The 26,731-nt window shown below is 59.3% G+C and carries 23 protein-coding genes and 6 pseudogenes; 11 read left to right on the forward strand and 18 right to left on the reverse strand.

Going from position 1 to position 26,731, the window contains the following annotated elements; all coding sequences use genetic code 11:
* Positions 1–149: 149 nt before the first annotated feature.
* Both ACZRMO_RS29545 and ACZRMO_RS29550 read left to right on the forward strand, forming a co-directional pair.
* Positions 150–383, forward strand: a pseudogene (locus ACZRMO_RS29545) (putative toxin-antitoxin system toxin component, PIN family); the annotation flags it as partial.
* A 23-nt stretch (positions 384–406) separates the two neighbouring features.
* A pseudogene (locus ACZRMO_RS29550) lies at positions 407–3,404 on the forward strand (Tn3 family transposase).
* A gap of 39 nt (positions 3,405–3,443) precedes the next feature.
* On the opposite strand, the gene ACZRMO_RS29555 reads toward ACZRMO_RS29550, so the two are convergent.
* From ACZRMO_RS29555 to ACZRMO_RS29600, 10 genes are all read right to left on the reverse strand, one after another.
* Positions 3,444–3,698 carry a hypothetical protein gene (locus tag ACZRMO_RS29555; protein WP_200656945.1) on the reverse strand — a complete coding sequence of 85 codons (255 nt, stop codon included), beginning with the start codon at positions 3,696–3,698 and terminating at the stop codon, positions 3,444–3,446.
* Complete coding sequence (locus ACZRMO_RS29560) at positions 3,691–4,179, reverse strand: (2Fe-2S)-binding protein (protein ID WP_090439256.1); 489 nt, start codon at positions 4,177–4,179, stop codon at positions 3,691–3,693. Before ACZRMO_RS29560 ends, ACZRMO_RS29555 begins: the two co-directional genes overlap by 8 nt.
* Before the next feature lie 28 nt (positions 4,180–4,207).
* A complete protein-coding gene (locus ACZRMO_RS29565) occupies positions 4,208–5,521 on the reverse strand; it encodes a cytochrome c (RefSeq protein ID WP_200656946.1) in 1,314 nt (437 codons plus the stop codon).
* Between the two features lie 114 nt (positions 5,522–5,635).
* Positions 5,636–5,908, reverse strand: coding sequence for a hypothetical protein (locus ACZRMO_RS29570; RefSeq protein ID WP_138763869.1), 273 nt, complete (start codon positions 5,906–5,908; stop codon positions 5,636–5,638).
* A 42-nt stretch (positions 5,909–5,950) separates the two neighbouring features.
* Complete coding sequence (gene acuI, locus ACZRMO_RS29575; RefSeq protein ID WP_044275555.1) at positions 5,951–6,940, reverse strand: acrylyl-CoA reductase (NADPH); 990 nt, start codon at positions 6,938–6,940, stop codon at positions 5,951–5,953.
* Positions 6,941–6,984: 44 nt separating this feature from the next.
* Positions 6,985–7,953: an LLM class oxidoreductase gene (locus ACZRMO_RS29580; protein ID WP_044275553.1), complete on the reverse strand. Its 969-nt coding sequence runs from the start codon at positions 7,951–7,953 to the stop codon at positions 6,985–6,987.
* 64 nt (positions 7,954–8,017) lie between these two features.
* A complete protein-coding gene (locus ACZRMO_RS29585; RefSeq protein ID WP_017735055.1) occupies positions 8,018–8,323 on the reverse strand; it encodes an ArsR/SmtB family transcription factor in 306 nt (101 codons plus the stop codon).
* 106 nt (positions 8,324–8,429) lie between these two features.
* Positions 8,430–9,554, reverse strand: a complete 1,125-nt coding sequence (locus ACZRMO_RS29590; RefSeq protein ID WP_463975214.1) for an alkene reductase — start codon at positions 9,552–9,554, stop codon at positions 8,430–8,432.
* Positions 9,555–9,720: 166 nt separating this feature from the next.
* Positions 9,721–10,023: a putative quinol monooxygenase gene (locus ACZRMO_RS29595; RefSeq protein WP_032902063.1), complete on the reverse strand. Its 303-nt coding sequence runs from the start codon at positions 10,021–10,023 to the stop codon at positions 9,721–9,723.
* A gap of 205 nt (positions 10,024–10,228) precedes the next feature.
* Positions 10,229–11,224: a zinc-dependent alcohol dehydrogenase family protein gene (locus tag ACZRMO_RS29600; RefSeq protein ID WP_092231326.1), complete on the reverse strand. Its 996-nt coding sequence runs from the start codon at positions 11,222–11,224 to the stop codon at positions 10,229–10,231.
* Between the two features lie 289 nt (positions 11,225–11,513).
* Here ACZRMO_RS29600 and ACZRMO_RS29605 point away from each other — a divergent pair.
* Positions 11,514–11,642: pseudogene (locus ACZRMO_RS29605) on the forward strand (Na+/H+ antiporter NhaA); the annotation flags it as partial.
* 97 nt (positions 11,643–11,739) lie between these two features.
* Positions 11,740–12,574: pseudogene (gene chrA, locus ACZRMO_RS29610) on the forward strand (chromate efflux transporter); the annotation flags it as partial.
* Between the two features lie 64 nt (positions 12,575–12,638).
* Here chrA and ACZRMO_RS29615 read toward each other — a convergent pair.
* Both ACZRMO_RS29615 and ACZRMO_RS29620 read right to left on the reverse strand, forming a co-directional pair.
* A complete protein-coding gene (locus tag ACZRMO_RS29615; RefSeq protein WP_131654387.1) occupies positions 12,639–12,908 on the reverse strand; it encodes a hypothetical protein in 270 nt (89 codons plus the stop codon).
* 272 nt (positions 12,909–13,180) lie between these two features.
* Entirely contained in the window at positions 13,181–13,675 is a 495-nt protein-coding gene (locus tag ACZRMO_RS29620) for a DNA-binding protein (protein ID WP_463975215.1), read from the reverse strand.
* 204 nt (positions 13,676–13,879) lie between these two features.
* On the opposite strand from ACZRMO_RS29620, the gene ACZRMO_RS29625 reads away from it, so the two are divergent.
* From ACZRMO_RS29625 to ACZRMO_RS29635, 3 genes and pseudogenes are all read left to right on the forward strand, one after another.
* Complete coding sequence (locus tag ACZRMO_RS29625; protein ID WP_308936183.1) at positions 13,880–14,896, forward strand: site-specific integrase; 1,017 nt, start codon at positions 13,880–13,882, stop codon at positions 14,894–14,896.
* Positions 14,893–17,859 carry a Tn3 family transposase gene (locus ACZRMO_RS29630; protein WP_308936184.1) on the forward strand — a complete coding sequence of 989 codons (2,967 nt, stop codon included), beginning with the start codon at positions 14,893–14,895 and terminating at the stop codon, positions 17,857–17,859. The genes ACZRMO_RS29625 and ACZRMO_RS29630 overlap by 4 nt, the downstream gene beginning before the upstream one ends.
* 60 nt (positions 17,860–17,919) lie before the next feature.
* Positions 17,920–18,807: pseudogene (locus ACZRMO_RS29635) on the forward strand (Mu transposase domain-containing protein); the annotation flags it as partial.
* Positions 18,808–19,084: 277 nt separating this feature from the next.
* On the opposite strand, the gene ACZRMO_RS29640 reads toward ACZRMO_RS29635, so the two are convergent.
* The 3 genes and pseudogenes from ACZRMO_RS29640 to ACZRMO_RS29650 all read right to left on the reverse strand — a co-directional run bounded on the left by ACZRMO_RS29640 (position 19,085) and on the right by ACZRMO_RS29650 (position 20,784).
* Entirely contained in the window at positions 19,085–19,405 is a 321-nt protein-coding gene (locus ACZRMO_RS29640) for a hypothetical protein (protein WP_463975217.1), read from the reverse strand.
* A gap of 76 nt (positions 19,406–19,481) precedes the next feature.
* Positions 19,482–19,973: pseudogene (locus tag ACZRMO_RS29645) on the reverse strand (LysR family transcriptional regulator); the annotation flags it as partial.
* Between the two features lie 67 nt (positions 19,974–20,040).
* Positions 20,041–20,784, reverse strand: a complete 744-nt coding sequence (locus tag ACZRMO_RS29650) for an SDR family oxidoreductase (RefSeq protein WP_017737776.1) — start codon at positions 20,782–20,784, stop codon at positions 20,041–20,043.
* 122 nt (positions 20,785–20,906) lie between these two features.
* Between ACZRMO_RS29650 and ACZRMO_RS29655 the strand changes: the two genes are divergently transcribed.
* Positions 20,907–21,815 carry a LysR family transcriptional regulator gene (locus ACZRMO_RS29655; RefSeq protein ID WP_103406109.1) on the forward strand — a complete coding sequence of 303 codons (909 nt, stop codon included), beginning with the start codon at positions 20,907–20,909 and terminating at the stop codon, positions 21,813–21,815.
* A gap of 30 nt (positions 21,816–21,845) precedes the next feature.
* On the opposite strand, the gene ACZRMO_RS29660 is transcribed toward ACZRMO_RS29655, so the two are convergent.
* Complete coding sequence (locus ACZRMO_RS29660) at positions 21,846–22,160, reverse strand: ArsR/SmtB family transcription factor (protein WP_017737778.1); 315 nt, start codon at positions 22,158–22,160, stop codon at positions 21,846–21,848.
* Positions 22,161–22,243: 83 nt separating this feature from the next.
* On the opposite strand from ACZRMO_RS29660, the gene ACZRMO_RS29665 reads away from it, so the two are divergent.
* From ACZRMO_RS29665 to ACZRMO_RS29675, 3 genes are all read left to right on the forward strand, one after another.
* The gene (locus tag ACZRMO_RS29665) at positions 22,244–23,335 is read left to right on the forward strand and encodes an NADH:flavin oxidoreductase/NADH oxidase (RefSeq protein ID WP_084322895.1); all 1,092 of its coding nucleotides are present in this window, start codon (positions 22,244–22,246) and stop codon (positions 23,333–23,335) included.
* 189 nt (positions 23,336–23,524) lie between these two features.
* Positions 23,525–23,818 (forward strand): putative quinol monooxygenase, encoded by a 294-nt coding sequence (locus tag ACZRMO_RS29670; RefSeq protein ID WP_077045097.1) that lies wholly within the window; start codon positions 23,525–23,527, stop codon positions 23,816–23,818.
* Between the two features lie 10 nt (positions 23,819–23,828).
* A complete protein-coding gene (locus ACZRMO_RS29675; RefSeq protein WP_308936185.1) occupies positions 23,829–24,848 on the forward strand; it encodes a zinc-binding alcohol dehydrogenase family protein in 1,020 nt (339 codons plus the stop codon).
* A 152-nt stretch (positions 24,849–25,000) separates the two neighbouring features.
* Here ACZRMO_RS29675 and ACZRMO_RS29680 read toward each other — a convergent pair whose 3' ends face one another.
* Positions 25,001–26,308 carry an OprD family porin gene (locus ACZRMO_RS29680; protein ID WP_103406113.1) on the reverse strand — a complete coding sequence of 436 codons (1,308 nt, stop codon included), beginning with the start codon at positions 26,306–26,308 and terminating at the stop codon, positions 25,001–25,003.
* A gap of 235 nt (positions 26,309–26,543) precedes the next feature.
* On the reverse strand, positions 26,544–26,731 hold a 188-nt coding region (locus ACZRMO_RS29685), incomplete at its 5' end, for a transposase (protein ID WP_463975216.1).

Genomic DNA, 26,731 nt, shown 5'->3' on the forward strand with positions numbered 1-26,731 from the left:
GGCACGCTCGCGGACTTCAGGGGAAAACTTCGGTGGCTTTGGCATAGTGGCTCCAGTTTCTCAAAAGGGGGGAGCCTCCGCGATACCCGGGGCGGTTCAGAACTGACCGAAGCAGTTGATCAAGCGCTCCACTGGGCACGTAGGCGCTGATGCGGGTCGTGTTGGATACCAACATCTTGTTCAGCGCGCTGATTTCACCGCATGGCGCGCCCGATGCGATCTACCAGGCTTGACGGGCGGCACGTTTCGAGGTAGTGACCTCACGGGCACAGCTCGATGAAATTCGTCGCGCCAGTCGTTACCCCAAGCTTCAGGCTATCCTGCAGCTTGCCAACGTGGGTGCCATGATCAATAACCTGCAACGGGCGATGGTACTGGAGCGGTCTGCACCGAGGTACTGTGATCGATGCCGGTTGACTTTCTGACTCAAGAGCAACGCGACGGCTTTGGTCGCTATGTCGATCCTCCTAGCCGCGAAGAGCTGGAACGCTATTTTCACCTGAGCGATGACGACCACAAAGCCCTCCTGCCGCTGCGCGGCGAACACAACCGCCTCGGCTACGCCACGCAACTGACCAGCGTCCGCTACCTGGGCACCTTCCCTGAAGACTTTTCAGCCGTTCCGGATGAGGTGCTGCAAGCGCTCAGTCGTCAGCTCGGCATCAATGATCCGACTTGCATCCTGGCCTATGCTGAAACCCGTCAGCGTCAACGTCATGCCGGCTAGATTCAGGAGCGTTATGGCTATCAAGTGTTTGCTGACTCCAGCGTCGGCTTTCGACTTGCTCGCTGGCTATATACGCTCTGCTGGACAGGGACAGATCGTCCTGGTGAGCTGTTCAATCGGGCGACGACCTGGTTGCTGACGCACAAGGTTTTACTGCCTGGCGTAACCGTACTGGAGCGGTTTATCGCGCAACTGCGCAGTCGGGTCGAAGAACGCCTCTGGCTCACCTTGGGCCGCAGCGTGACCGATGAACAGAGACAGCACCTGCAAGAATTACTGGTAGTAGTCGAAGGTAACCGCTACTCCCGCCTGGATCAATTGCGCTTCGGCCCGGTGATGATCAGTGGGCCTGCACTGATCCGAGCGCTGCGGCGGCTCGATGACGTGCGTGGCATCGGCATCACCTTGCCCGCAGCGGCGCATATCCCGCCCAGCCGAATCGCGGCCCTGGCACGCTTTGCCAACACGGCCAAGGTCACAGCGATCAACCGGCTGCCGGCATCGCGGCGGATGGCAACGTTGGTGGCGTTTGCGCTTTGTCTGGAGGCGACTGCGCATGACGACGCCCTGGAAGTTCTGGAAGCTTTACTGCGCGACCTGTTCAGCAACGCAGAGAGGGCCGACAAGAAAGCTCGGTTGCGTAGCCTAAAAGACCTGGATCGCTCGGCAGCAACGCTCGCCGCCGCCTGCAAGGTGGTGTTGGATAGCTAAATTAGCGATGACAACGTCCGCGCCCGGCTGTTCAACGAACTGCCACGTATCACTCTGGAGAAAGCCCTCGAAGAGGTCACCGCGTTGATCCGTCCGGCCAACGATGTGTATTACCTCGCCCTGGAGGAGCGCTACCGCAGCGTGCGCCGTTTCCTCCCCGACCTATTGAAGCATATTCGCTTTGGCTTCAGTCCAGCTGGCAAGGGTGTGGCGGCTAGTCTGGACTGGTTGCAACTGAACCTACCTCGTAGAAAACCGGAAGACGATGCTCCACAGGAGATCGTGGCCAAGGCTTGGCAGCAGCACATCACCCGCGAAGATGGCTCCCTCGACATGGGTGCCTATGTATTCTGTACGCTTGATGCACTGCGCACTGCCCTACGTCGTCGCGATGTCTTTGTTTCACCCAGTTGGCGCTATGTCGACCCGCGTATCGGTCTGCTCGATGGCGCTGAATGGCTGACGGCACGACCGATCATCTGCCGCTCGCTGGGCCTGACCATCGATGCCAAAACCACCTTGGACGCCTTGTCTGTCGAGCTGGATGCAACGTGGCAGGCAGTCGCTGCCCGCTTGCCCGAAAACCCTGCCATCCAGTTGAGCGAGAGCGCTGATGGTAAAACTGAGCTGTCCCTCGGAGCGCTGGACAAGCTGGAGGAACCGAACTCGCTACTGCAACTGCGTGCGGCCGTGGCCGACTTGATGCCGCGTGTCGATCTGCCAGAAATCCTGTTGGAAATCGCCGCCCGCACCGGCTTTGCTGAAGCCTTCACCCATGTGTCCGAACGCAATGCGCGGGCCGATAACCTAGTGACAAGCCTGTGTGCCGTACTCCTGGGGGGGAGCCTGCAACACCGGCCTGGAGCCACTGATACGCAATGATAACCAAGCGCTGCGCCGTGACCGACTGTCCTGGGTCAGCCAGAACTATCTCCGCGACGACACCCTGTCAGCAGCCAATGCCATTCTGGTGTCTGCGCAAAGCCAACTGGAGCTGGCTCAGGTCTGGGGCGGCGGCGAGGTGGCCTCCGCCGATGGCATGCGTTTCGTCGTACCGGTGCGCACCGTGCATGCCGGTCCCAACCCGAAGTATTTCGGTACCGGACGGGGAGTCACCTGGTACAACTTGATTTCCGATCAGTTCTCCGGCCTGAACGCCATCACGGTGCCTGGCACCTTGCGCGACAGCCTGGTATTGCTAGCGGTCGTGCTGGAACAACAGACCGAATTGCAGCCAACACAAATCATGACCGATACCGGTGCCTACAGCGATGTGGTGTTCGGGTTGTTCCGCCTGCTCGGTTATCACTTCTGCCCGCGCCTAGCCGATGTCGGCGGTACCCGCTTCTGGCGCACGAGCCCAGACGCGGATTATGGCAAGCTCAACGGACTGGCACGCCAGTCGGTAAAAATCGACCTGATCGCCGAGCACTGGGATGACCTGCTGCGTCTCGCCGGGTCGCTCAAGCTCGGTCGGGTACCGGCGACCGGCATCATGCGCACGTTGCAAATGGGGGATCGTCCGACCCGTCTGGCCCAGGCATTGGCAGAGTTCGGACGGATCGAGAAAACTCTGCACACGCTGACCTACATTGATGACGAATCCAAGCGTCGTGCCACCCTGACCCAGCTGAATCGCGGCGAAGGCCGGCACAGCCTGGCCCGTGCCGTGTTCCATGGCAAACGCGGCGAGCTTCGCCAGCGCTACCGCGAAGGTCAGGAGGACCAACTCGGCGCCTTGGGCCTGGTGGTAGATATCATCGTGCTGTGGAACACCCTCTACATGACCGCCGCCGTGGAACGGCTAAGGCAGCACGGCTACCCGGTGCAGGAGGAGGATCTGGCTCGGCTGTCGCCGCTGATCTATGAGCACATCAACATGCTGGGTCGGTACTCCTTCGCGGTACCGGAAGAGGTTGCTCGAGGTGAGCTGAGACCGCTGCGCAATCCAGACGACGATCAGTGACATCTCTTCGGTGAAAGGTCGCCTCCAGGACATCCGAGCTTAAGTGCACTTTCTGTTCCGTTGCTCCCCAAACCCCATGTTGACGGTGACGAGGCCGTCATGATCGATGCGATACCAGAGGGTCGGCTCGAAGTTCTGGCTGGCGATGGCTTCGGCGGGATCGAGAAGCCCAAGGCCGGAACAGGAAAACGCCAGGGTGAAGCCCGCGCTCGTGGCGCCGATCAGGAAGCCACGGCGTGAGATCGCAACCCTTTGGCCACCCGCCTCCTGCGGGTCATTCACGAACTTATTCATGGGCTGTGCCTTCATGGACTGTGCCGCTTCTCAACTCTGCCGCGGCGAGCTTGATCGCCTGGCGGATGCGTACATAGGCCATGCAGCGGCACAGGCTACCGTTCATGACGGCGTCGATGTCTTGGTCGCTCGGATCAGGGAAGTCCTTGAGCAGCGTGGCCGCCTGCATGATCTGACCCGACTGGCAGTAACCGCATTGGGGCGCCTGCGTCGCGATCCAGGCTTTCTGCAGCGGGTGTTGGCCTTTGGGATCGAGCCCCTCGATAGTCGTGACCCGCGCATTAGCCACGGCGCCCAGCGGGGTGATGCAGGAGCGGATGGCGCGGCCATCGATGTGCAGGGTACAGGCCCCGCACAGGCCGATCCCGCAGCCGAATTTGGTGCCGGTCAGGCCGAGGTCGTCACGGATCACCCAAAGCAGCGGGGTATCGTCGGCCACCTCGACCGAGACGTCCCGACCATTGAGTTCGAATCTGGTCATGATCTTGCGACTCCGAACAACGTTTCCATCAAGGGCTCAGGTCAGCAGAGCCAGCACTTTCCCTGCGGATTGCCGCCACCCTCGCTTCCAGCTGCTCCCAGGCGGGCAGCTCGGTGCGTGTCCGGCGCAGATAGTCGGCAATCTTCGCGATTTCGCCATCGTTCAGCGCCTGCGAGAAAGCCGGCATGAGCACGTTGGGGATGCCTTCTTCCAGACCTATTCCAGCCATCACGATATGGATGAACGTGTCGGGGGTGGCCGCGGTGAGCGCACTGTTGAGGGCAAGCTCCGGTCGCACGCTGAGAGGCGTCGTTGCGCTGTTGTAGTGGCATGACCCGCAGGCTGCCCAGTACAGGACGGCTCCGGCGTCGGGTTCCAGGCGGCTGCCGAGAGCGGAGGTCGCCAGCGCTTTGGCCAGCGCTTCATCGCTGCCTGTCTTCAGTGCGGAGGAGCCGTTGAGGTCGGCAAAATAGACGGCTATTGCCTGGATATCGGCGTCGGGAAGCCTGCCCAGGTCGTGCACGACGTCCGACATCTTGCCCGCGGCAACGCCGTGCAGGGCAGTCGCTCCGCTGCGCAGGTAGGTGAACAGCTCGTCTTGGGTCCAGGGTAGCGGTGTGGTATTGGCAGCCGTCAGTGCCGGCGCGAACCAGCCTTCGATCATCGCGCCCGCGTAGCTGTCGTCAGCGGCTTTCTCGGCGCCCAGCACGTTGCGTGGCGTGTGGCAGGCGGCGCAATGGCTCAAGCCCTCGGCGAGATAGGCGCCGCGGTTCCATGCTTCGCTCTTGCCGGCGACCGGCCGATAGCGGCCCTGGTCCATAAACAGCAGCTTCCAGCCGGCTTGCAGGACGCGGATGTTGAAGGGGAACGGCAGGGTATTGCGCTGCGCCGGCGCGCTCACCGGCTCACGCGTCATGAGGAAGGCATAGAGTGCCCTTACATCCTCGTCGGCGACCTTGGTGAAGTGGTCGTAGGGGAATGCGGGATAAAGATGCGAACCATCGCGAGAGACGCCTTCGTGCATCGCACGCATGAATGCCGCCTCGGACCAGCGGCCGATTCCGCTATCCGGGTCGGGTGTGATGTTGGTCGAATAGATGACACCGAAGGGGGTAGGCATTCCATAGCCGCCGGCATAGGGCTGTCCGCCCTTCACCGTGTGGCAGGTCGCGCAGTAGCCTGCGCCGGCCAAGGCTTCACCCTTGGCAACCAGCTCGGCGGGGAAGCCCGCAACCGAGCCCGGAGCGATGGGGGCGATGGTCGGCCGCCAGACCAGGGCGAAAAACAACGCCGCACCCAGGACGACCAGAATTGCCAAGCCGATGTAGATCCGCTTAATCAAGACCGACCTCCTTAGCCCGGAGAGCTGATCTGGCTGAGTATAGCCGTGCTCGGCTCCTGTCCATTCAGGCTGACGTGTGGCAGCTAAATCTGAGGTTGGCGCAGCGCGGTTAAATCATGAAACGAGCGCCGAATAGAGGCATATGCCGACTAGAAAAGCCGGAAAAGAGCTTGAGCCTGTCTCCGAAAACTCCTCCTGAATGACCATCAACACCATGCTGCCGGCCACAAAGGAGAGCAGAAATGTCACGATCGGTGGTGATATCACCGTCATCAGCCCAATGGCCCAGCCAAGAGGAATCGCTGCTGAGAGGACCCAGCGACCGGTACTGAGAAAAGAGCTCTTGTGCAGCTCCAACAAGCGGTGGTCGACGACGAGAAAGTGCATGGCGATCGAGTGGGTGAAGAGCTGTGTACAGAAGTAGCCAGACTATCCATTTACGTCGACCACTAAGCGGCCACGAAGCTTGCCATCGATGATCTTCTGCGCCGCCCCCACAACTTGGTCCAAGGGAATGGTTGCGGCGAGAGACGAAAGAGTCTCTCGGTTGAGATCGCGGTCCAGGCGTTTCCAGGCCGCGTCACGGAACTCGTGGGGGGCCATGACGCTATCAATTCCCGCAAGGGTGACGCCTCGTAGAATGAAGGGGGCGACACTGGCGGGAAACTCCATTCCTTGAACGAGTCCGCACGCGGTGACTATCCCCCGGTAGCGGGTCTGGGCGCAGGCGTTGGCCAGGGTATGCGAGCCGACCGCATCGATCACGGCTGTCCAGCGCTCCTTCTGGAGTGGCTTGCCGGGAGCAGCCAGTTCCTCGCGCTCGATAATGTCCGTGGCGCCCAACTGCTCGAGGTAGTAGCGCTCCTGAGGTTTCCCAGTGGCTGCAACCACACGGTAGCCTTGGGCCGCCAACAGCGCTATGGCGATCGAGCCGACACCGCCTGTTGCACCGGTAACCAATACTTCACCGTCCTCGGGTTGTACGCCATGCTTCTGCACGGCATCGACCGATAGCGCGGCTGTATATCCTGCCGTACCGATAGCCATGGCTGCCCAAGTGCTTAAACTGTCGGGGAGACGAATCAGCCAGTCGGCTGGTACTCGTGCACGCTGGGCCAGACAGCCCCAGTGGCGCTCGCCGGCGCCCCAGCCATTGAGTACGACGCGCTGACCGGATAGAAAGCGCGGGTCGTCGCTTTCCAGCACCAGGCCGGCGCCATCGATTCCGGGCACCATGGGCCATTGACGTACCACAGGCGAGTGATCTGTCAGGGCTAGCGCATCCTTGTAGTTGAGGGTCGAGTACTCAACGCTGATGAGCACTTCACTACCGGCCGGTAAGTCCTCATCCTCCAGCTCAGTCACACGAGCAGAGAACCCCTGCTGGTCCTTGTTAAGCAATACTGCCTTGAAACTCATGAGCAATCCCCACGGATAATGATTTGATGCCTCACCACGCCGGCTTATGCTGACATGACGAAGTCAGGTAGAACGAACTGACCGAGTTCCTCAATGACCTCACCTGCGGGGCGTTGGCCGTATTTCAAATTGATGATCACATGGTTAACGCCGATCTCCTGCAAGCTGTGCAGCAGCGGGATCAGGTGATGTCGCCCCAGTTGATAGCCCAGGTGGATCGGCCGAGGTGGTGTCTGCGGGTTATCTGTCAGGTCGATGTATAGCGACTGGGTGAAGGGTTTGAACAGTTCACCGCATTCGGCACGAACCGCCTTGCGCCAGTCCTCGACAATCAGCTGCTGAGTCTTCGGTGCACGCGGATAGCTGATCCAGCCATGACTGCAGCGGGCGATCCACTCCAGCGTCTGGCGGCTATGGCCGGTGACGAAGAAAGGAATTTCCGCAGTCGTCGGCTTGGGAATCAGATCGGCCCCCTCAAGCGTGCCGCCGGACCAGGTCAAAGGCACGAAACTGCTGCGCTGAACCTCGCGAAATACCTTGAGGTATTCGCGGAACAGGCTGTCGCGTTGCTCCGGGTCGACACCGAATGCCGGAAACTCTACTGGACGGTCACCGGAAGCCACGCCGAGTAACAGGCGGCCACCGCTGAGCTGATCGACACTAGTTGCGGCCTTGGCGGTGTGTAGGGGATTGCGGATTGGCAGGATGACCGACGCGGTGCCCAGCGCAATCGAGCGAGTGTGTGCCGCCATAAAACCCAGGTAGACCCAGGGATCGAAGACCTGGCCCGAATCACCGAAGCTGGGGTCGCGTAACGGCACGTCGCGAAACCAGAGGGCAGAGAAACCCAGCTTCTCGGCGCGTTGGGCCAGGTTCACTTGGTCGAGCATACTCGGCGTATCGCCGGTAAAGGCTTCGAGGGGGAAGAAAAGACCTAGGCTCAGGCGGCCTTGGCGGTAGGTGTGCTGAAAGCCAGGTTGTTGCTGATAGGGAATGGAATTCGGAGTTAACATCTTCTCTCCTACATATTTCAAAATATAGATTTTGAAGGGCTGAAAAAACGCCTGCGAGCAGGCATCAAATCAGCGCTTTCAAGGCCACCTGGAACGCCGCGATGTTCTGCTCATGGCGTTTGTAATAAGTCCAGGGACCGATGCGTTGTGAGGTCACCAGTTGCGCCCGCTGCAAGGCAGCGAGATACAGCGAGACGGTCGACTGCGACAGGCCTACCCGATCCTGGATGATGCTCACGCAGACACCGACCTGCTCAGGATCCACCTCCTGCTCGGGGAAATGATGACGCGGATCCTTCAGCCAACTGAGGATGTTCAGGCGTGTTGGGTTGTCTAGCGCCTTCAGCGCTTCGCTTACGTCGATACTCATAGGTCACGCACGATAACTATTTTTTGCGATATTACGATATGCCCGCTCAACCGACAATGCGCCGGCCCCCGAACCGTATCGCTCGGGGGCCGGCACCTCGAGCGGACTATCCGCCATAGGTCGGATAGTCAGTGTAGCCGACAGCGGTTCCGCCGTACATGCTGGCCGGATCGACCGGGTTCAGCGGCCAGCCATTGGCAATCCGCTTGGGCAGGTCCGGGTTGGCGATGAACGGACGGCCGAAGGCGACCAGATCGCCCCAGCCCGCCTCGAGCACACGCTTGCCTCGCTCGGCGGTGTATTTGCCGGCATAGAGGATGCGCCCGCTGAAGACCTCGCGCACCGCGCTGCGGAAGCTTTCCGGCAGCTCCGGTGCGTTTTCCCAATCCGCCTCGGCCAGCGACAGGTAAGCGATGCCGACTTCTTCGAGCACCTTGACCGCTTCGACATAGGTCTCGTGTGGGTTTTCTTCGACCAGGCCGAGATATACGCGGGCCTCGTCGGTGCTGGCGAACAACGGGGCGAAACGCACGCCGAGCCGGTCTTTACCGACCACCGCGGCCACCGCCTGGGTCACCTCACGGAGGAAGCGCAGACGACTTTGCAACGAGCCGCCGTACTCGTCGTCGCGCTGATTGCTGTGCGCGGAAATGAACTGGTTGATCAGATAACCGTTGGCGGAGTGGATTTCCACGCCGTCGAAACCGGCGTCGAGGGCGTTGCGAGCGGCCTGTGCATAGAGCTGTACCAGCTCCTTGACCTCGGCGGCGGTCAGTGCACGTGGCATCGAAGGCGGCGCCAGGGCGCCGGTGCCGGGACCTGTCTCGATGAATACGCTGACGCCCTCGGCCGGGATCGCCGATGGCGCCACCGGGGCTTCGCCATTGGGTTGCAACGAGGTGTGCGAGACCCGGCCGACATGCCAGAGCTGGGCGAAGATGGTGCCGCCCTCGGCGTGTACCGCATCGGTCACTTTGCGCCAGCCGAGGATCTGTTCGGCACTGTGGATGCCCGGGGTCCAGGCGTAGCCCTGGCCGCGCGGCTCGATCTGGGTGCCCTCGGTGACCATGAAGCCGGCACCGGTACGCTGGCGGTAGTAGGTCGCCATCAGGTCATTGGGAATGTTGCCTGGCTGCGAGCTACGCGAACGGGTCAGCGGCGGCAGGACGATGCGGTTTTTCAGGCTGTAGGGGCCCAACGTGGTGCTTTCGAAAAGAATGGAATCTTTCATGTGTAACTACCTATATATTTGCGTTTGTAGATAAGTAGATGCTAGTGCCTGGACAGGCACCTCTCGAGCGCTCCGTTTAGAACAGGCCGGTGGACGTCCAAGCTCAGTCGCGTCCCTGCCGCCGCAAAGCGGTAGGGACGCGACTGGAGCGCCTTGTTGGGTTTGCTTAGCCGGGTAGCTTGGCCGCCAGGACGTCAACCTTCTCGATTGACGGCGGTTTGGCAAACAGCTCGGCAGCCTTTGCCATAAGCGCCGCTGCGACCTTGCCCGAAAGATGAGCCTGCCGACCTGCTTCATCCGGGAAGGCATCAAAGATGCCAAAGGTGGACGGCCCCAAGCGGATTCCGAACCACGCCGTAGTGGCTGGCTCTTCCTCCACTATTGGAAGGCCATCCAAGAGAAAGTTCTCTACCTCTTTCTCTTTCCCAGGCTTTGCTTCCAGACGAACGAACAACGCTACTTTGACCATGACGTGCCTCCTGTTGTTACGACGATATCACCATGCGTGACGCATTCCAGTAAGCCCAACGCGATATTCGCCGATTTGCCGATTTGCCGATTTGCCGATTTGCCGCCCAGCTCCAGCGTGGCGGGGATTAAGGGGCAGCGTCGAGTCATTTCCGCAGTCGCGGGAAAGGCGACTCTGCCCTCTCCTGGTCTTTCACGAACTGCCTCTACCGAGATACCGTGACGACGATCTTGCCAAACTGCTGGTTCGATTCCATGTAACGGTGCGCTTCGACGATCTGCTCGAAGGGGAAGGTCTTGGCAATGATCGGCTTCAGCTGTCCGGCCTCGAGGCCGCGCGTGATAAAAGCTTGCGCAGGCGCCAAGCGTTGCGGATCACCGGTCAGTTCGAACAGCGTGTAGCCGCGCACGCTCAGGGCCTTGTTCATCGCTGCCAAGGCCGGGAACGGCGTCTCCTGACCGCTGAGATTGCCATAGATGAAAAGCAGGCCCTGCTGACTCATCGCTTGCGCCAGTGTTTCGACTTGCGGCCCCGCGACCGGGTCGAAGGCGATGCGCGCGCCGCGGCCGTCGGTGATCCGCATTACCTCCGCGACCAGGTCCTGCTCCTCGGTGGCGATCACATGCGCCGCCCCCGCCTCGCGTAGCGCCGCCTCCTTCGCGCGCGTCCGGGTCGTCGCGATCGGAATGGCGCCGACGCTGTTGGCGATCTGGATCGCGGCCAAGCCGACGCTGCTCGAAGCCGCCGTGATGATCACCGCATCACCGCGCTTGAGTTGGGCAATCTCGATCAGTGCGCCATAGGCGGTCAGATACTGCATCCAGATCGCCGCCCCCTTCACCGCGCCGACGCCCGCCGGCCGCTTCAGTACCCCTGTGGCCGGCACGATCGCCTGCTCGGCATAGACGCCAAACTTGTTCATGGAAAAAGCCGGAATCACGCTGACCGCTTCGCCAACCTCGAAGCCGTGAACGCCGCTGCCCAGCGCCTCGACGATGCCGGAAGCTTCGTAGCCGAGCCGGGCCGGCAGATGCGTCGGCTCCAGGTACACACCCGAGCGGAACATGGCTTCCGCGCGATTCAGGCCGATCGCCTCGACGCGGATGCGCAGCTCGCCGGAGCCCGGAGCGCCAACTTCGAGCTCTTCGATCTGCAAGACTTCGGGGCCGCCGATCTGATGAAAACGGACAACACGGGTCATTTTGGGTCTCCTTCTATTGAGGGATGGGAGCAGCGAGCCAGCCCTTGGCTGGCGCAGGTTAGCCGCCCCGCGCGTTACAACGTCGCTTCGGCCTGTGTGTCCGGTGCGTGGCTACTTCACGGACATGCAAATGCTATTCGCCATATATAGATTTGTAAATATGTAATTTTAATAATTTTATGCCCGTCCCTGCTCCCCCTATCTACGCTGCCTATGAACTCTCCCTGTCGAAAAAAATGCTGCCATCCGCTAAGTGCGCCACGGCGTGGTTCGCTCTTCGCCGGTCATCTGGGTCGCCTATGTAATCATGCCGTTATTTGCGCTCGCCAATGCCGGCGTAAGCCTTGATGGCGTCAATCTGGCCAATGAAGGCTCTTTGACGGTCATGCTCGGTGTGTCGTTGGCACTGCTCCTGGGCGCAAGAGCGCCAGCTATCCAGCCCAGCAGGTTTGCCTCACTCGGACGGCCGGGTACCTGGCAAACCTTCGGCTACTTTCATGCACGAAGGCAAACGCATGACAAACACCCACACTGACCACCACAGTCCGTGGTCTGTCTTTCTCATCTTTCTGCGCCTTGGACTGAGCTCCTTCGGCGGCCCCATCGTGCACTTAGGCTATTTCCGTGACGAGTTCGTCACACGACGGCGCTGGTTGTCCGAACGCAGTTATGCAGACTTGTTGGCACTGTGCCAATTCCTGCCAGGGCCTGCAAGCAGTCAGATTGGTATGGCCTTGGGTCTGTCCCGCTCGGGCTACGCTGGAGCCATGGCGGCTTGGGCAGGATTCACACTGCCCTCAGCCATTGCCCTGGTCCTGTTCGCGCTGGGTATATCTAACTAAGGCGATGCCGTCTCGTCGGGAGCGCCCCACGGTCTGAAAGTGGTGGCAGTACCTGTGGTTGCCCAAGCTGTATGGGGCACGCAACCTGTGCCCGGACGTATTGCGTGTCACCAGCATGGCGATTGCTGCCTGTGTCGTCCTACTTATGCCATCTGCGTGGGGGCAGGTCAGCATGATTGCTGCTGCTGCCATCGCTGGCCTGCTGCTGTTCAAGCCTACTCAGGACTGCGCACACGATCCGCTGCCGATCGCGGTAAGCCAGCGTGCCGGAGTGATCTGGCTAGCACTGTTCTGTACGTTGCTGATGGGGTTGCCTGTCTTGGCCCAACTGCTGCCGAGTCATGCCGTAGCAATGGTGGATGCCTTCTTCCGTAGCGGGTTACTGGTCTTCGGTGGCGGCCATGTCGTGCTGCCGCTGTTGCAAGCTGAGGTGGTGCCCTCCGGCTAGGTCAACAATGACGCGTTTCTTGCCGGATACGGTGCTGCGCAAGCGGTGCCCGGTCCTTTGCCCCAGCTGTGTGAATCGCCCCTGATTTTCTAGACACTCTCCAAGCTCATTGCATAACGCCCATTCAAGATGCCAACGGCGGGTTCGGTGGCAACGTTCTGAGTTCCACAAGTTGGCTGTTTAACACCGCGTTGTCTTGGAGCAGACGTTGTTGCTCTCTGGCAAGTTCGGTCAACTGGGATTCTGCTTGGGTGAAACGGTCCGTCAGAAGACGCCGCTCCCGCTCGGCCACAGCCAACTTCGTCCGCGTATCAGCCAAGCACTGTTCGTCCTGGACATGCCGCTGCTCCAGTGCCTGATGGATCTGTTTCAGCTCGGCGAGTTGCCGTGCCAACTGCTCCTGTGCGCTGCGGCTGAGGATCAGCGACTCCTGGGACGTGTGCAGGGTGCTCTGCAGTCGATCGTGGTCCTGCGCCCAGCGTTGTTCCTGTGCGTGCAGTTCGCCCAGGTGGGTTTGTTGTGCGAGCAGGCGCTGGCGGAGCTCTGTCAGCTCCTGTTCCAGGTGCTGCTGGCGTTGTTCCGCGGCCTGGCGCTCGTCGGCGCGCTGTTGCGCGACCGATGCCTGGTAATGCTCGAACTGCCCCTGCGCTTGCTGCAGGTGTTGGCTCAGTGGGCTATTTCCGCGACGCGGTCGACCAGGCGCTGTTCGAGCCCGAGCTTTTCGCTGCCCAGACTGACCAAGGTGATTTCCTGCCGCTGCACGGTTTCTTCCAGCCCTTGGCTGCGTGCTTGGGCGGTGGCCAGCGCCTGACTTTGTTGCGCCTGTGCGTTGAGTAAAGCGTCCCGCTCGCTGAAAACCTGCTGCAACTGCTCCTGCAGCACGGCGGTGGCTTCGCGATGGGTCTGCTCCGACTGCTCGACTTGGAGGGTCGCCTGCGCCTGCGCTGTTTCGTAGACCCCTTTCAACGCCAGGACCAGCTCGGCAGGCAGTCCAAGCTCCGCGTGCGCCACCGTGTCTTGGTGGGCTGCTTTCCAACGTTTTAACAGCGGCGCGATGGTGCTCTTGCTGCCGGTTCCGCCCAAGGCTTCGCGGACGCTGTCGATCGTTGGATTTTTGCCTTGAGCAACGAGTTGGGCGGCGGCGGCGACGTGGACATACATGATCCCTGGGCGGGCCATAAGCACCTCGGATTTTTTCGTACCGTAGTATGGAAAACGTAATACTGCAGTTTAAGTACAGAATAGAACAGCCCGGCGAAACCCTCGGCGAACCGACGATAAGCGCGGTTATCGCGAGTTAGGCGTTCACGCTCGGCATTCGCTTCTATAATCCGCAGTACGCACGGCCTAAACAGGCGTTTCTTGATGACTACAAGAAATAACGATGAAATAGCCACCCCGGTACTGCTCGACGAGCGAGCAGCCCTTGCGCGTACCAACGGTACGCTCGCTACCCCGGAGCAGTTGGCCCAGCGCTACCAGCGCTTTCTCCCGGCCGCCACCTCCGACAACACCCGCCGAACCTACCGCTCGGCCATTCGCCACTTTCAGGCCTGGGGCGGCGTGCTGCCGTGCGATGAAGCCACGGTGATTCATTACCTGCTGACCTTCGCAGAAGCGTTGAACCCGCGCACTTCGTCCCTGCGCCTGACCGCGCTGGGGCAATGGCACCGCTTTCAGGGCTTTCCTGACCCTACCGCCAGCGCCACCGTACGCAAGACCTTGCGCGGTATCGAGCGAGTGCACGGGCGCCCGCGGCAGAAAGCCAAAGCCTTACTGCTGGAAGATCTCGACCTGATCGTGACTCACCTGGCCACGCTCGACGGGCTCGCGGCGCTGCGTGACAGCGCATTGATACAGGTGGGGTACTTCGGCGCGTTCCGACGCAGCGAACTGGTCATGCTGGAAGTGCACTACCTGCAGTGGGAGCGGGAAGGTCTACGGATCACGCTGCCGCGCTCCAAGACCGACCAGGAGGGTCAGGGCTTGGACAAGGCGATCCCCTACGGCGACAACATCTGCTGCCCAGCCAAGGCTTTGCGGTGCTGGTTGGATACCGCTCAGATTGAGCAAGGTCCGCTGTTCCGCCGCATCAGCCGCTGGGGTGTAGTCGGGGCTGCTCCGCTGAACGTGGGTAGCGTCAATGCCATACTGGCGGCTCGCGCCCAGGAAGCGCGTCTGTCGCATGCCCCAGAGATGAGCAGCCACAGTCTGCGCCGTGGACTGGCAACCAGCGCCCATCGCGCCGGTGCTGACTTTCTCGAGATCAAGCGCCAGGGTGGCTGGCGGCATGATGGCACCGTGCACGGCTATATCGAGGAGGCCGGCGCCTTCGAAGAAAACGCGGCAGGCTCGCTATTACGGCGTCAGCAAGATCCATGAGTCGACTGGAAGAAACCGCCTATCCGCGTCTTAAAACCGAGTTCAGCCCACAGGAACTCGGCGCGATATACACACCCGGCCCTCAGGAGAAAGTCTTGATCTTTGGCTGGTATCGGCAAGCCCCTACGCGCGTCTGCCTCCTGATCCAGCTGAAACTCCTGCAACGGCTCGGCTATTTCCTTCCACTCGCAGCCACGCCACCGGCAATCCTTGAACATGTCTGCCGCCTTGCAGGATTGCGAGTTCCCGCCAAGGTCGCCCTGCAGCGTTACGACCAATCCGGCAGCAAACCACGCCACCAGCAGCGGCTTCGCGTGCATCTGGGCATTCAGGTGCTGGATGCCGAGGGCGATCAGTGGCTGGACGAGGTCGCTCATCAAGCCGCCACCTCGAAGCAGGAACTACCCGACATCATCAACATCCTCATTGAAGAGCTGGTTCGCCGCCGTTATGAACTCCCGGGTTTTACACGGCTCAGCCGTCTGGCCCAGCAGGCCCGTGCCAGCGTCAACGAGTCGATTTATCAGAGTGTCGCCAATGCATTGCCAGCCTCTGCCACGGCGCGGCTGGATCAGCTATTGGAGCCCCAGGGGCGCAGTGCATGGGATGGCCTCAAGCGCGAACCGAAGCGTCCCGGCGCTCGTGAGGTTGCAAGCTTTCTCAAGCATATCAACGGACTGATCGAGCTGGCCGATGGACTTCCCTTGCTGACGAATATCGCGATCAGCAAGCGCACCCAGATGGTACTGGAAGCGCGAGCGCTCGATATCGCCGAAATGCGGGCGATGAAGGCCAACAAGCGCTACACCTTGGCCGTGCTAATGGTGCAGTCGCAACTGCAGAAGGCCATGGATGACGTGGCCGAAATCTTCATCAAGACCCTGCGCAGCCTGCACCGGATTGCCGAAGAACGCTTGCAGCAGTACCACCTGACCCATGTCCAGCAGGTGGATCGGCTGATCGGTCAATTCCGGGAGGTGCTCACCGTCCTACAAGCGCCTTTGCCGTCAGATGAGCGACTCGCACAGGTCGACGAAACCCTTGAGGGCGATCCTGCCTCCTGGATCGTCCAGTGCGATGAGCACATGGCCTTCGCCGGCAACAACTATTATCCGTTCATGTTGCAGCCATACCGCAGCAAGCGATCGTTACTGTTTCAGTGCCTGGACGTGCTCGCACTCAAGTCCAGCTCGCAGGACGACGCGCTGTTGCAGGCGGTTGACTGGCTGCAGCGGCATCGCAACAGCCACCGCGAATACCTCACGCTCGGCGCGGACGAGTTTGCCGAAATGGCGCTGGAGGGGCTGCCCGAAAAGTGGCGAAAACTGATCTTCGCCAAGGGCGACACCGCCAGCAGTGAGACCTTGATTCACCGTAAGTATTTTGAGCTCTGCATCTTCTCTCAGGTTATGCAGGAGTCGAAATCCGGCGACCTCTACGTTGAGCACAGTGATCAATACGACGATTACCGCGAACACCTGGTGAGCTGGGATGAGTATCAGGAGGAAGTACTGCGCTACGGCGAACTGGTGGGCATGGACGTCAATCCGGCCGCGTTCACCCAAGGCCTGCGCAACCAGTTGAGCGCGCTCGCGCAAACGGTCGACGACCACTTTCCGGATAACGAGCATGTGGATTTGACTGAATCCGGGCTGCTGATTCGGAGAACCGAACGAAGGGAGCCGCCGCCCCAGCTGCCCATCATCGATCAAGCCATCACGGCAACCGCCGAACCCAAAAGCATCTTGGACGTACTGACTGAAACAGAGCGTTGGCTTGACCTGCACCGCCTGTTTGGCCCGCTTTCTGGCTTCGAGGCCAAGCTCGATGAGCCACGTAAGCGTTTCATCACCACACTGTTCTGCTATGGCTGCAACCTAGGCGCATCCCAAACCGCGCGTTCGGTTAAAGGTTTCAGTCGCAAACAAGTGGCGTGGCTTAATCTCAAACACGTCACCGAAGAGCGGCTTGACAAGGCCATCGTGGCGGCTATCAACGCCTACAACCGCTTTGCCTTGCCGCGATATTGGGGGAGCGGAAAGGCCGCCTCCGCGGACGGCACCAAGTGGAATGTCTACGAACAGAATCTGCTTTCCGAGTACCACATCCGCTACGGTGGTTACGGCGGTATCGGCTACTACCATGTTTCCGACATGTATATCGCCCTGTTCAGCCGCTTCATTCCCTGCGGGGTCTACGAGGCGGTTTACATCCTGGATGGCCTGGTCAAAAACGACTCGGATATTCAGCCGGACACCGTGCATGGTGATACCCAGGCCCAGAATGCCCCTGTGTTTGGTCTAGCGCATCTGCTCGGTATCCAGCTGATGCCGAGAATTCGCAATATCAAGGAGCTCGTTTTCTTCAAACCGGAGAAGGGAAGCCACTATCGCCATATCAACAGCCTGTTCAGAGCCTCCATCGACTGGGCGCTGATTGAGCGCCACGTTCCAGACATACTTCGAGTAGCCATCTCGATCAAAGCCGGCAAGATCACACCTTCAATGATCCTGCGCCGACTGGGGACCTACAGCCGGAAAAACAAGCTGTACTTCGCCTTCCGCGAGCTCGGCCGCGTGGTGCGTACGATGTTCCTGCTGAATTACATCAACGATATCGAACTCCGCCGGAACATCCACGCAGCCACCAACAAGAGCGAAGAGTTCAACAACTTCACTAAGTGGCTGTTCTTCGGCGGAGAGGGCATCATTGCCGAGAACGTGCGGCATGAGCAGCGCAAAGTCATCAAGTACAACCACCTAGTGGCGAATCTGGTGATCTTGCACAACGTGCAGGAAATGTCAAGAGTGCTCAAGGATCTGCAGCGGCAGGGACACCCAGTGGATGAGGCGGTGCTCAAGGCGCTGTCGCCGTATCGGACGAGTCATATCAATCGTTTCGGCGACTACACCCTGGACCTCGATCGGAAGATCAAACCGATTGACGACAAGATTCAGTTTTAGCTTTTAAATCATAAGCTTAATTGCATTTTGGCGAATTTGGTGCGAATCCCGGCCAACCCTCTTGTCGATAAGAACGTTCAAGGCAGTCGACGGCGCATCTGGATTGACGCTCAAACTGCATGTTCCACACCCTCGAGGAACTGAATGCCTGGCTGGGCCAACGCTGTCGTGCGTGCGCTCTGGAGCGAGCTGCTACACCCCTAGTGCAACGGGCTGACGGTGGCGGACGTTTTGGAGCTTGAGCGGGTCGAAATGGATGCCGACCGCCTTCGATGGCTACGTCGAGCACACCGTAAGGGTCTCCAGCACCTGCCTGATCTGCGTGGCACGAAATCGCGATTCGGTGCCGTGTGAGCGAGTCGGCCAGTGGGTCAGCAGCCGTCTATATCCCTCCCGGATCAGGGTCATCGCCGATGACACGATGATTGCCAGCCACGAGTGCCTATTTGATCGAGATCAGGTCAGTTTTGACTGGCAGCATTACATCCCACTCATCGAACGCAAACCCAGTGCACTGTGCAATGGCAAGCCGTTTGCTGATCTGCCCACTCCGTTGCGGCTTCTCAAGCGGGGCCTGAGACATCACAGCAACGGTGATCAAATTATGACGTAGGTATTGGCTGCTGTGCCCATCGCTGGTCTCGACCCGGTGCTGGTAGCGGTAGAACTGGTGCTTGAGTCGGGACCTTCGGTCCCCCTGTGTGAAGCGCTGAGCGCGGCACGCGCGAAATCGATTGGCGCTTGCGAGGATTGTCTGGCGCCCTGAGTGCCGATCACATCCTAAATGTTCTCGCCCGACTCACCGCCACTGCACCGCCGCTCTCCGTAGAAACCAGCCTACAACTTAAGGTGGCACCCGTTGCCAACACGGCCCGATATTACCAACTCCGTACAACAGATGAGGAGAGCCGCCTGCCGGACTTGGAAATCAGGAATGACATCCTTTGACAGCCTCATCAACGCTGGGACAGGTTTATTCTTGCCTGCTGGATGTCGACAGTTCGCATGCTGAAGATTCCAGACTGAATGGGATTAGACCAGTCAATGGTAAGCTTTTCACAGGCTCGCCCCCCCCTATCAACAGTGACTTCCGGATGAATGGTATTCTCTCGGCCGGCTATGTCACTGTTACGACGATACGCCAGGACGGTTCGCGGCAAGTGTTTAACTATGCAGACAGCCGGCTTTCTGGAAACCACCAGCGAAATTCCGGAGCCGCATGGGTTCAAAAGTAGCCGTTGCTCTGCCATCTAGTGAACGGACCGTCGAATTCACGGAGCATGCTCACAACAACCTTGAAGTGGATAGCCGTGACCACAACATGCGAGCTGCTTATATTCACATTATTGGGAACACGGCCGTGTCGGTGAGGACCATCATCGACTGGCTGTTGGCATAGGCGCTTGGCTGGCTGTGGATGGCCCAGCGGTTCGAACATCTGCGCCACGTCGCCATAATCCGGATCGTAGAAAAGAATGTCACGCATCCAGAGCGCACCAAAGTCCAGCGCTTCGACGCGTTGCGCCATCTCGAAATGACCGCGCATGGTCGGGGCCGCTCGGCCGGGATGGGTTTCCAGCGGCAAAATCGGACCGATAGTGAGTGCTTCTGGTTGAAACAGGCGTTGAAAAACGGGATGACGCTCCTGGGAAGGATGAGGAGTCGGCTACATCTGTGGTAAAAAGGGCGTCGACAAAGCGATCGGTAAACCACAACTCCACGTGCAGCTCAGGCCACTGCTTCAGATAGGCATCAAGGATCGGCAGGACATGGCGCTGACCAAAGGACAGCGGGACCGTGAGTTTAAAGGTACCGGTCGGCCGCCCACGGCCCGGACCATGGTCACCTCGACCTCATCAAGATCCTCGATAATCTGCCGCCAGCGCTCATACGCAATCTGCCCCTCGTCCGTCAGGCTCAGTTTGCGCGTCGTGCGATTGAGCAACCGTGCGCCCATACGGTCCTCCAAGCGAACAATGCGGGTCCATGCCCAGTGTAATCGCCGCGGCGGTAAAGCTTCCCGCCTTCACGGTAAAAACAAACGGGTTGATATCACCGATATTGGTTGGCTTGCGTGGAAGTTTGGCTCCAGGCCAGACATTCGAAGTATTCAATAGTGCTAAAGCTTAGTCGCTCGCGCCCGTGCTTTTGCGCAAGGGCACAAACGGCACAGGTTAACTATCAGAAGTCTTGCGCCGTCGGACGCAGAACAATCTCGTTGATATCGACATCGGCAGGTTGCTCGATCGCGTAAGCGATGGCCCGTGCAACCGAATCAGCCGGGATGGCCTTCTTGTAAAACTCGCCAACGACCTCGGCGCTCGGCTGGTGCCCGCTGCCGAACTTGAGCTCGGAATCCACCGCGCCCGGCTCGATGGTCGTCGTGCGAATATTCCCGCCGACTTCATGACGCAGGCCATCGGAAATAGCGCGCACCGCAAATTTGGTACCGCTGTACACCGATCCACCGGGGCTGAACACCTTGATGCCGGCAACCGAAGAGATGTTGATGAAGTGACCGCTGGCCTGTTGTTCGAAAAGCGGCAACGCGGCCGCGATGCCATACAACACGCCCTTGATGTTGATGTCGATCATGCGATCCCACTCTTCGACGCGCAGCTGCGAAATCGGAGAGATCGCCATCAGCCCTGCATTGTTGATCATCACATCGATGCGACCGAATGCCTCGACAGCCTTGGCGACCAGCGCAGACAAGTCCTCTTTGTTTGTGACATCGATCGGATGGGCAATCGCCTTGCCGCCTGCTGCGGCGATCTCCCGGACAATCGCGTCCAGACGATCCTGGCGACGGGCGCCAAGCACTACATGGGCGCCGAGCGCTGCCAGATGACGCGCCGTTGCTTCGCCCAGACCGCTACTCGCACCGGTGATAACGACCACTTTACCCTGGATGTTTTTACTCATGTTCAGCGCTCCTGTTGAGACCTGTTTGGGTTGATGAGTGCAGTCTGCGCTGGTTTTATTCGTCAGAAAATGGAAGAGTTCGGATTTGAGAATTCCATTTTCTGGAACGGGAGTTGACGCCAATGCTCAATCGCATGGAGCTGATTCGGATCTTTTCGGTGGCGGCGCAATCGACCACGTTTCGCGATGCAGCCACCCGCCTCGGCACCTCTCCGCAGACCGTGACACGCGCCATCAAAGAACTGGAGCGCACGCTTGGGGAGCTGTTGTTCCACCGCAGCACGCGGCAGGTTCACGTCACCGCTTTTGGTGCCAAACTCGCCTTACAAGCCCGGGAAACCCTGGAACGGGTGGATCAGTTGTTTATCGCCAACAGTAAACAGGAGGCAAAAGGCGTCGTCGGCATCACGGCCCCCCACGCCATTGGCAAGCTGTATCTGATTGAGTTTCTGAAACCGCTGATGCGGGAGAATCCCGGCCTGAGCATCGACCTGAGCCTGGATGACCAGCTCACCGACGCGGTGGCCAACAAGATTGACATCGGTATTCGTGTCGGAGCTGTGCGGGATCGGCGCTATATCGCCAGAACGGTGGCCCATGTCGCCCTGAAAATCGTTGCAGCGCCGTCACTCCTCAACACCGTGCAACGTCCTGGCAACATCGAGGATCTGAAACGCTTGCCCTTGTCGATGCTGATCGATCGCAACAACGGTCGCCCCTGGCCGTGGGTGCTTGCCGAGGGGCAAGCGTTCCTGCCTGCCTCCCCGGCATTTACCTGCGACGATCCAGAAACCGAGCGAGAGATTGTTCTGGCGGGAATCGCCTTTGGGCAAATGCCCGGTTATCTGGCAGAACCCTATCTGTCTGAAGGGCGACTGGTCGAGGTCATGCAACACGATGCCCCGCCGCCTTCCGAATTGATCATGTATCGCCCGCAATCAGGGCCCGTGGCACCGAGAGTGAGGCTGGTGTACGACCACCTGGTCAACTGCTTCTCAGATCCGCGTGTTTTTGCGCAGAGCGCGCGCTGAAAGAGTTGGGTGGAAAAACACCCGTGAGCCTCATCTTCCTTTTTCGTCGTACTGGGACAGGATCGTTTCCAGCAGGCCCGGAAAACGGTGACTCAAGTCTTCCCTACGCAACGAGTTCATGTGGGTCGTGCCGATGGTCTGGGTTTGAACCAGTCCGGCATCTCGCAGCACCCGGAAATGGTGGGACATGGTGGACTTCGCACGGCCACCGTCCAGCTCGCCACAGCTGGCCTCTCCCAGCTCGGCGAGACGCCGGACAATCTCCAGGCGCACAGGGTCGCTCAAGGCGTAAAACAGACGCTCAAGAACGAATTCGCTGAGAGGAAGGTGTTTGAAGGGGCGCATGAGCGAATCATACACGGGTTTGCTCTATGCCAATAGTTCGAATATTATCGAACAACGAAATATAAACTTCGGAGAAAAACCTGATGTCTGCGCTGTTCCAACCTTTCACGCTCAAGGATGTCTCCCTTCGCAACCGGATCGCGATTCCCCCCATGTGCATGTACTCGGCCAATGATGGCCTGATCAACGATTGGCACACTGTGCACTATGCCACCCTCGCGCGTGGCGGGGCGGGACTGGTGGTTGTCGAGGCGACCGCCGTGTCACCCGAAGGACGGATCACGCCTGGCTGCGCTGGTATCTGGAATGATGAGCTCGCTCGTGCCTTCGTGCCGGTGGTGCAATCGATCAAGGCTGCCGGCGCAGTGCCAGGTATCCAGATTGCCCACGCGGGGCGCAAGGCCAGTGCGAACCGTCCTTGGGAAGGTGATGATCATATCGGCGAGGATGATTTGCGTGGCTGGCAGACCATCGCCCCGTCTGCTGTTGCCTTTGGCGCTCACCTCGCCAAGCAGCCGAAAGCCATGACGCTGGAGGATATCGCCCGAGTGCGCGAGGATTTTGTCTCCGCCGCTCGCCGTGCACGTGAAGCCGGCTTCGAGTGGTTGGAGCTGCATTTCGCCCATGGCTATCTGGCCCAGTCATTCCTCTCTGAACACTCCAACCTTCGTGACGACGCCTATGGCGGAAATTTCGATAACCGTAGCCGCTTTCTGCTGGAAACACTGGCGGCGGTTCGCGAGGTATGGCCAGAGCACTTGCCGCTGACCGCTCGTCTGGGTGTCATCGAATACGACGGTCGGGATGAACAGACCTTGTCAGAGGCTATCGAACTGACACGTCGTTTCAAGGACGGTGGATTGGACTTACTCAGCGTCAGTATCGGGTTCACCATCCCTGAATCCAACATTCCTTGGGCCCCCGGTTTCATGGGCGAAGTTACCCAGCGGGTACGGCGCGAGGCGGGGATTGCGGTGGCCTCGGCATGGGGCTTCGGCACGCCGAGCGTCGCCGAAGAAGCGGTGAAGAGTGGTCAACTGGACCTGGCGATGATTGGTCGGGCGCACCTGGGCAATCCCAACTGGTCCTATTCAGCCGCCCAGGCGCTGGGTGTAGAGCGTGCTGCCTGGACCCTGCCCGCTCCCTATGCCCATTGGCTTGAACGCTACAGGTGATCCCGCCGGAGCGAGGGCGCTCGCATGGCCTTAGGGCTATCAACTTGGTCGAATGCCCAAGCGGGCAAGATTGTTGTCGCGCTCTCACCCGGATTCAGGTTTTTGGCCGCATGGCCGGCATGGACATCTTCGATACTCCGTGCCAGCCAATGCGCTCCCTCTTTATATCGCACACAGACAGGAGGTTTGATGACCACCCCTCTGACACTGATTGCCACCTTGGTCGCCAAGGCCGGCTTCGAAGCCGAGCTCGAGCAAACGCTGCAGGGCCTGCAAAGCCCAAGCCGAGGCGAAGCGGACTGTATCCAGTACGACTTCCATCGTGATGCCGAGCAGGCTCGCACTTTCCACATGATCGAGCAGTGGCGGGACGAAGCGGCGCTGACTGCTCACGAAGCGACACCGCATTTTCAGGCAGCGCTCCCTTTCATCGAACGTGCTGCTGAAAAGCTCACCATCACGAAAATGTATCGCATCTCCTGAGGATCTTCGAATGAAAGCCATTGCACACTTCAAATGCCTGCCTATTGAACATCCCGACGCCTTGGTGGAGATCGATATTCCCGAGCCAGTGCCGGGGCCGCGCGACTTGCTCGTAGAGGTAAAGGCCGTATCGGTCAATCCTGTCGATACCAAGGTGCGGCAGGGCTACGTACCGCACGAGGACGAAAGCCAGCCGCGCATCCTCGGTTGGGACGCTGCTGGCGTGGTCAAGTCGGTCGGCAGCGACGTGACGCTATTCAAGCCCGGTGACAGGGTCTGGTACGCCGGATCGCTGATCCGCCCGGGCAGCAACAGTGAGCTGCAACTGGTGGACGAGCGTATCGTCGGCTCAATGCCCCAATCGCTGGATTTCAGCAAGGCTGCGGCATTGCCACTGACTTCCTTGACCGCTTGGGAATTACTGTTTGATCGCCTCGGTGTTGCACGCGATACCACCGACCGGGGCGAAACGCTGCTGATCATCGGCGCTGCAGGCGGGGTGGGTTCAATCCTGACTCAGCTAGCGCGTCAGCTAACCGGGTTGACGATCATTGGTACGGCTTCGCGCCCTGAAACCCAGACCTGGGTCACCGAGCTTGGTGCGCATCATGTCATCGACCATACCAAGCCACTCAGCGAGGAGCTCAAGCGCATCGGTATCGCAGAAGTCAGCCATGTCGCTAGCCTGACCCAGACCGATCGGCACTACGAGCAAATCATCGAATCACTGAAGCCTCAGGGCAAGCTGGGCCTGATCGATGACCCGGCCACGCTGGACGCCGTACCGCTCAAGCGCAAGAGCCTGTCGTTGCACTGGGAGCTGATGTACACCCGCTCGCTTTACGAGACAGAGGACATGCAGGAGCAGCACAACATCCTCAACGAAATTGCGGGGCGCGTTGATAGGGGCGACTTGCGCACCACCGTTGGCGACAACTACGGGCGCATCAGCGTAGAAAATCTTCGTCGAGCCCATGCTCTGCTGGAAAGCGGCAAGGCGAAGGGCAAGATCGTGCTGGAAGGCTTCTAAGAGGGCGTAGACAAAATAAATCAAACCGGCTGCACCACCTACCTAATGTCCTGAGCGTCGGGCGGATAATCCTGCACAGAAGCACCCGTGTTATCGGGTGCCTTCCTCAGCGTGGCCGGACTGAAAGCGGCTATTCGTCCTCATGACACTCGTTAGAGAAGCGGAATGCTATAGCTTACAAAAACTCGGTTCTGATCTACGTTACGAGCCGCTTCGCTGTTGGACTTGCCGTTACGCCAGCCGAACCCGACACCTTTAAGCGCTCCGGACTGAAGGACGTAGTCCAGGCTAATGTCTCTTTCCCATTCCTTTTGGTTGTCGCCGGACGTAGTTTTAATATTATCGCCGGAGAGGTACATGACCGAGCCTTTCAGGCCAGGAACTCCCAGAGCGGCAAAGTCGTAAGCATACTGACCGAAAGCTGTGCGCTCGCCTGCGCGGGTGAACGTTTGGATCAGACGGTCGGTATACAGATACAGGCTTGCTCCACCGGCGCCCTTGTCTATCAGGCTGCCCTGATTGAGTTGAGTGAAGTTGCTGCCATCCGACACACTTTGGTACCCCGCAGTAATCGCGTGGCCACCCAGCGTGTAAATCAACGCGGCACTCCAGGTACGGTTGTCGATCTCTCCATCACCGTTTTTGGTGTAGCCATTAATTCTGTAGCCTGACGTACCGGAGCTATTTGCACCTGACGAGTCAGTTTTGAAGTAGCGCAGGTCGGTTTTAAGGGACTGATTGTCCGAGAGCGCAAGGGTGTGAATCAATCCAAAAAAATGCTGCGTATAGTAGTTATCGAGGTTTGCGTAGTAGTACTGAGCTGTCAGATCCTTGGTGACGTTCCAATCGCCCCCGGCGAAGTCAAACTGATTGCTCTCACGCGTACCACCAGCAACGGCCAACCCCGTCTGATCGCTTGAACCACGCCCTGTCGCATGTTCGATCCGACCTCCAGTCAAGGTCAGCCCCTTGAACTCGCTCGAGGTGATTTGACCGCCCTCGAAGGTTTGTGGAAGTACGCGCCCATCGTTGGCAACCAGAATTGGGAGTTTCGGAATCAAGGTGCCGTAGCGAAGTTCAGTTTTCGACATTTTGACTTTTCCGGTCAGCCCCACCCGGCTCCACTCGTCGACGGCACGGTTGTCACTGTCAGAAGGCATCATGGTGCTGCCGACATGCCGTCCTTTGCCGCTGTCCAGGGTAACCCCCAGCAATCCCAGGCCATCGACACCAAAGCCAACCATGCCATCGGTATAACCCGATTTGAAGTCCAACATGAAACCCTGCGCCCATTCTTCGGTTTTGGAAGGGGCGGCAGTGCCATCGCGGTTGTCGTTATTGAAGTAGAAGTTCCTCATCCCCAAGGTGGCCTTGCTATCACTTAGAAAGTCAGCATGCGCCTGTGCACTCAGGGTGATACCAAGAAACACCGAACTTGCAGCAATTTTTTTTCTACTCAATTGTATAGCGCTCCCTTTGTTATTTTAAAGTAATAGAAGCAACGCAAAATCTTAGAGGTCAACGCAACGCACACGAAGGACCAGTACTTAGGGAAGGTCTGAAGTACCCACCGATTTTTGAGGCCCTCGCTGCTTGAGGTTCAAAAAATCCAAGTCGGCCGAAAAACAGACCCTTCTTGTCTTTAATTCACGGCTCTTTCCTCTGATCGTGCTGTTTCAGGGCGATCAGCCCGCATTACAGACGCACCTCTCCCGCATTCAACAACCGTTTTCGCACCATCCACAGGTTCGACAATGCGAACAAGGTTGTCTGTTGGGCGATGCTTTTCGACAAGCCACGAAAGCGTACTTTCGTGTAGCCAAACTGGCGCTTGATCACGCGAAAGGGATGTTCAACCTTGGCCCGCACCTGCGCTTTGGCGT

This window comes from Pseudomonas sp. B611, assembly GCF_055407965.1.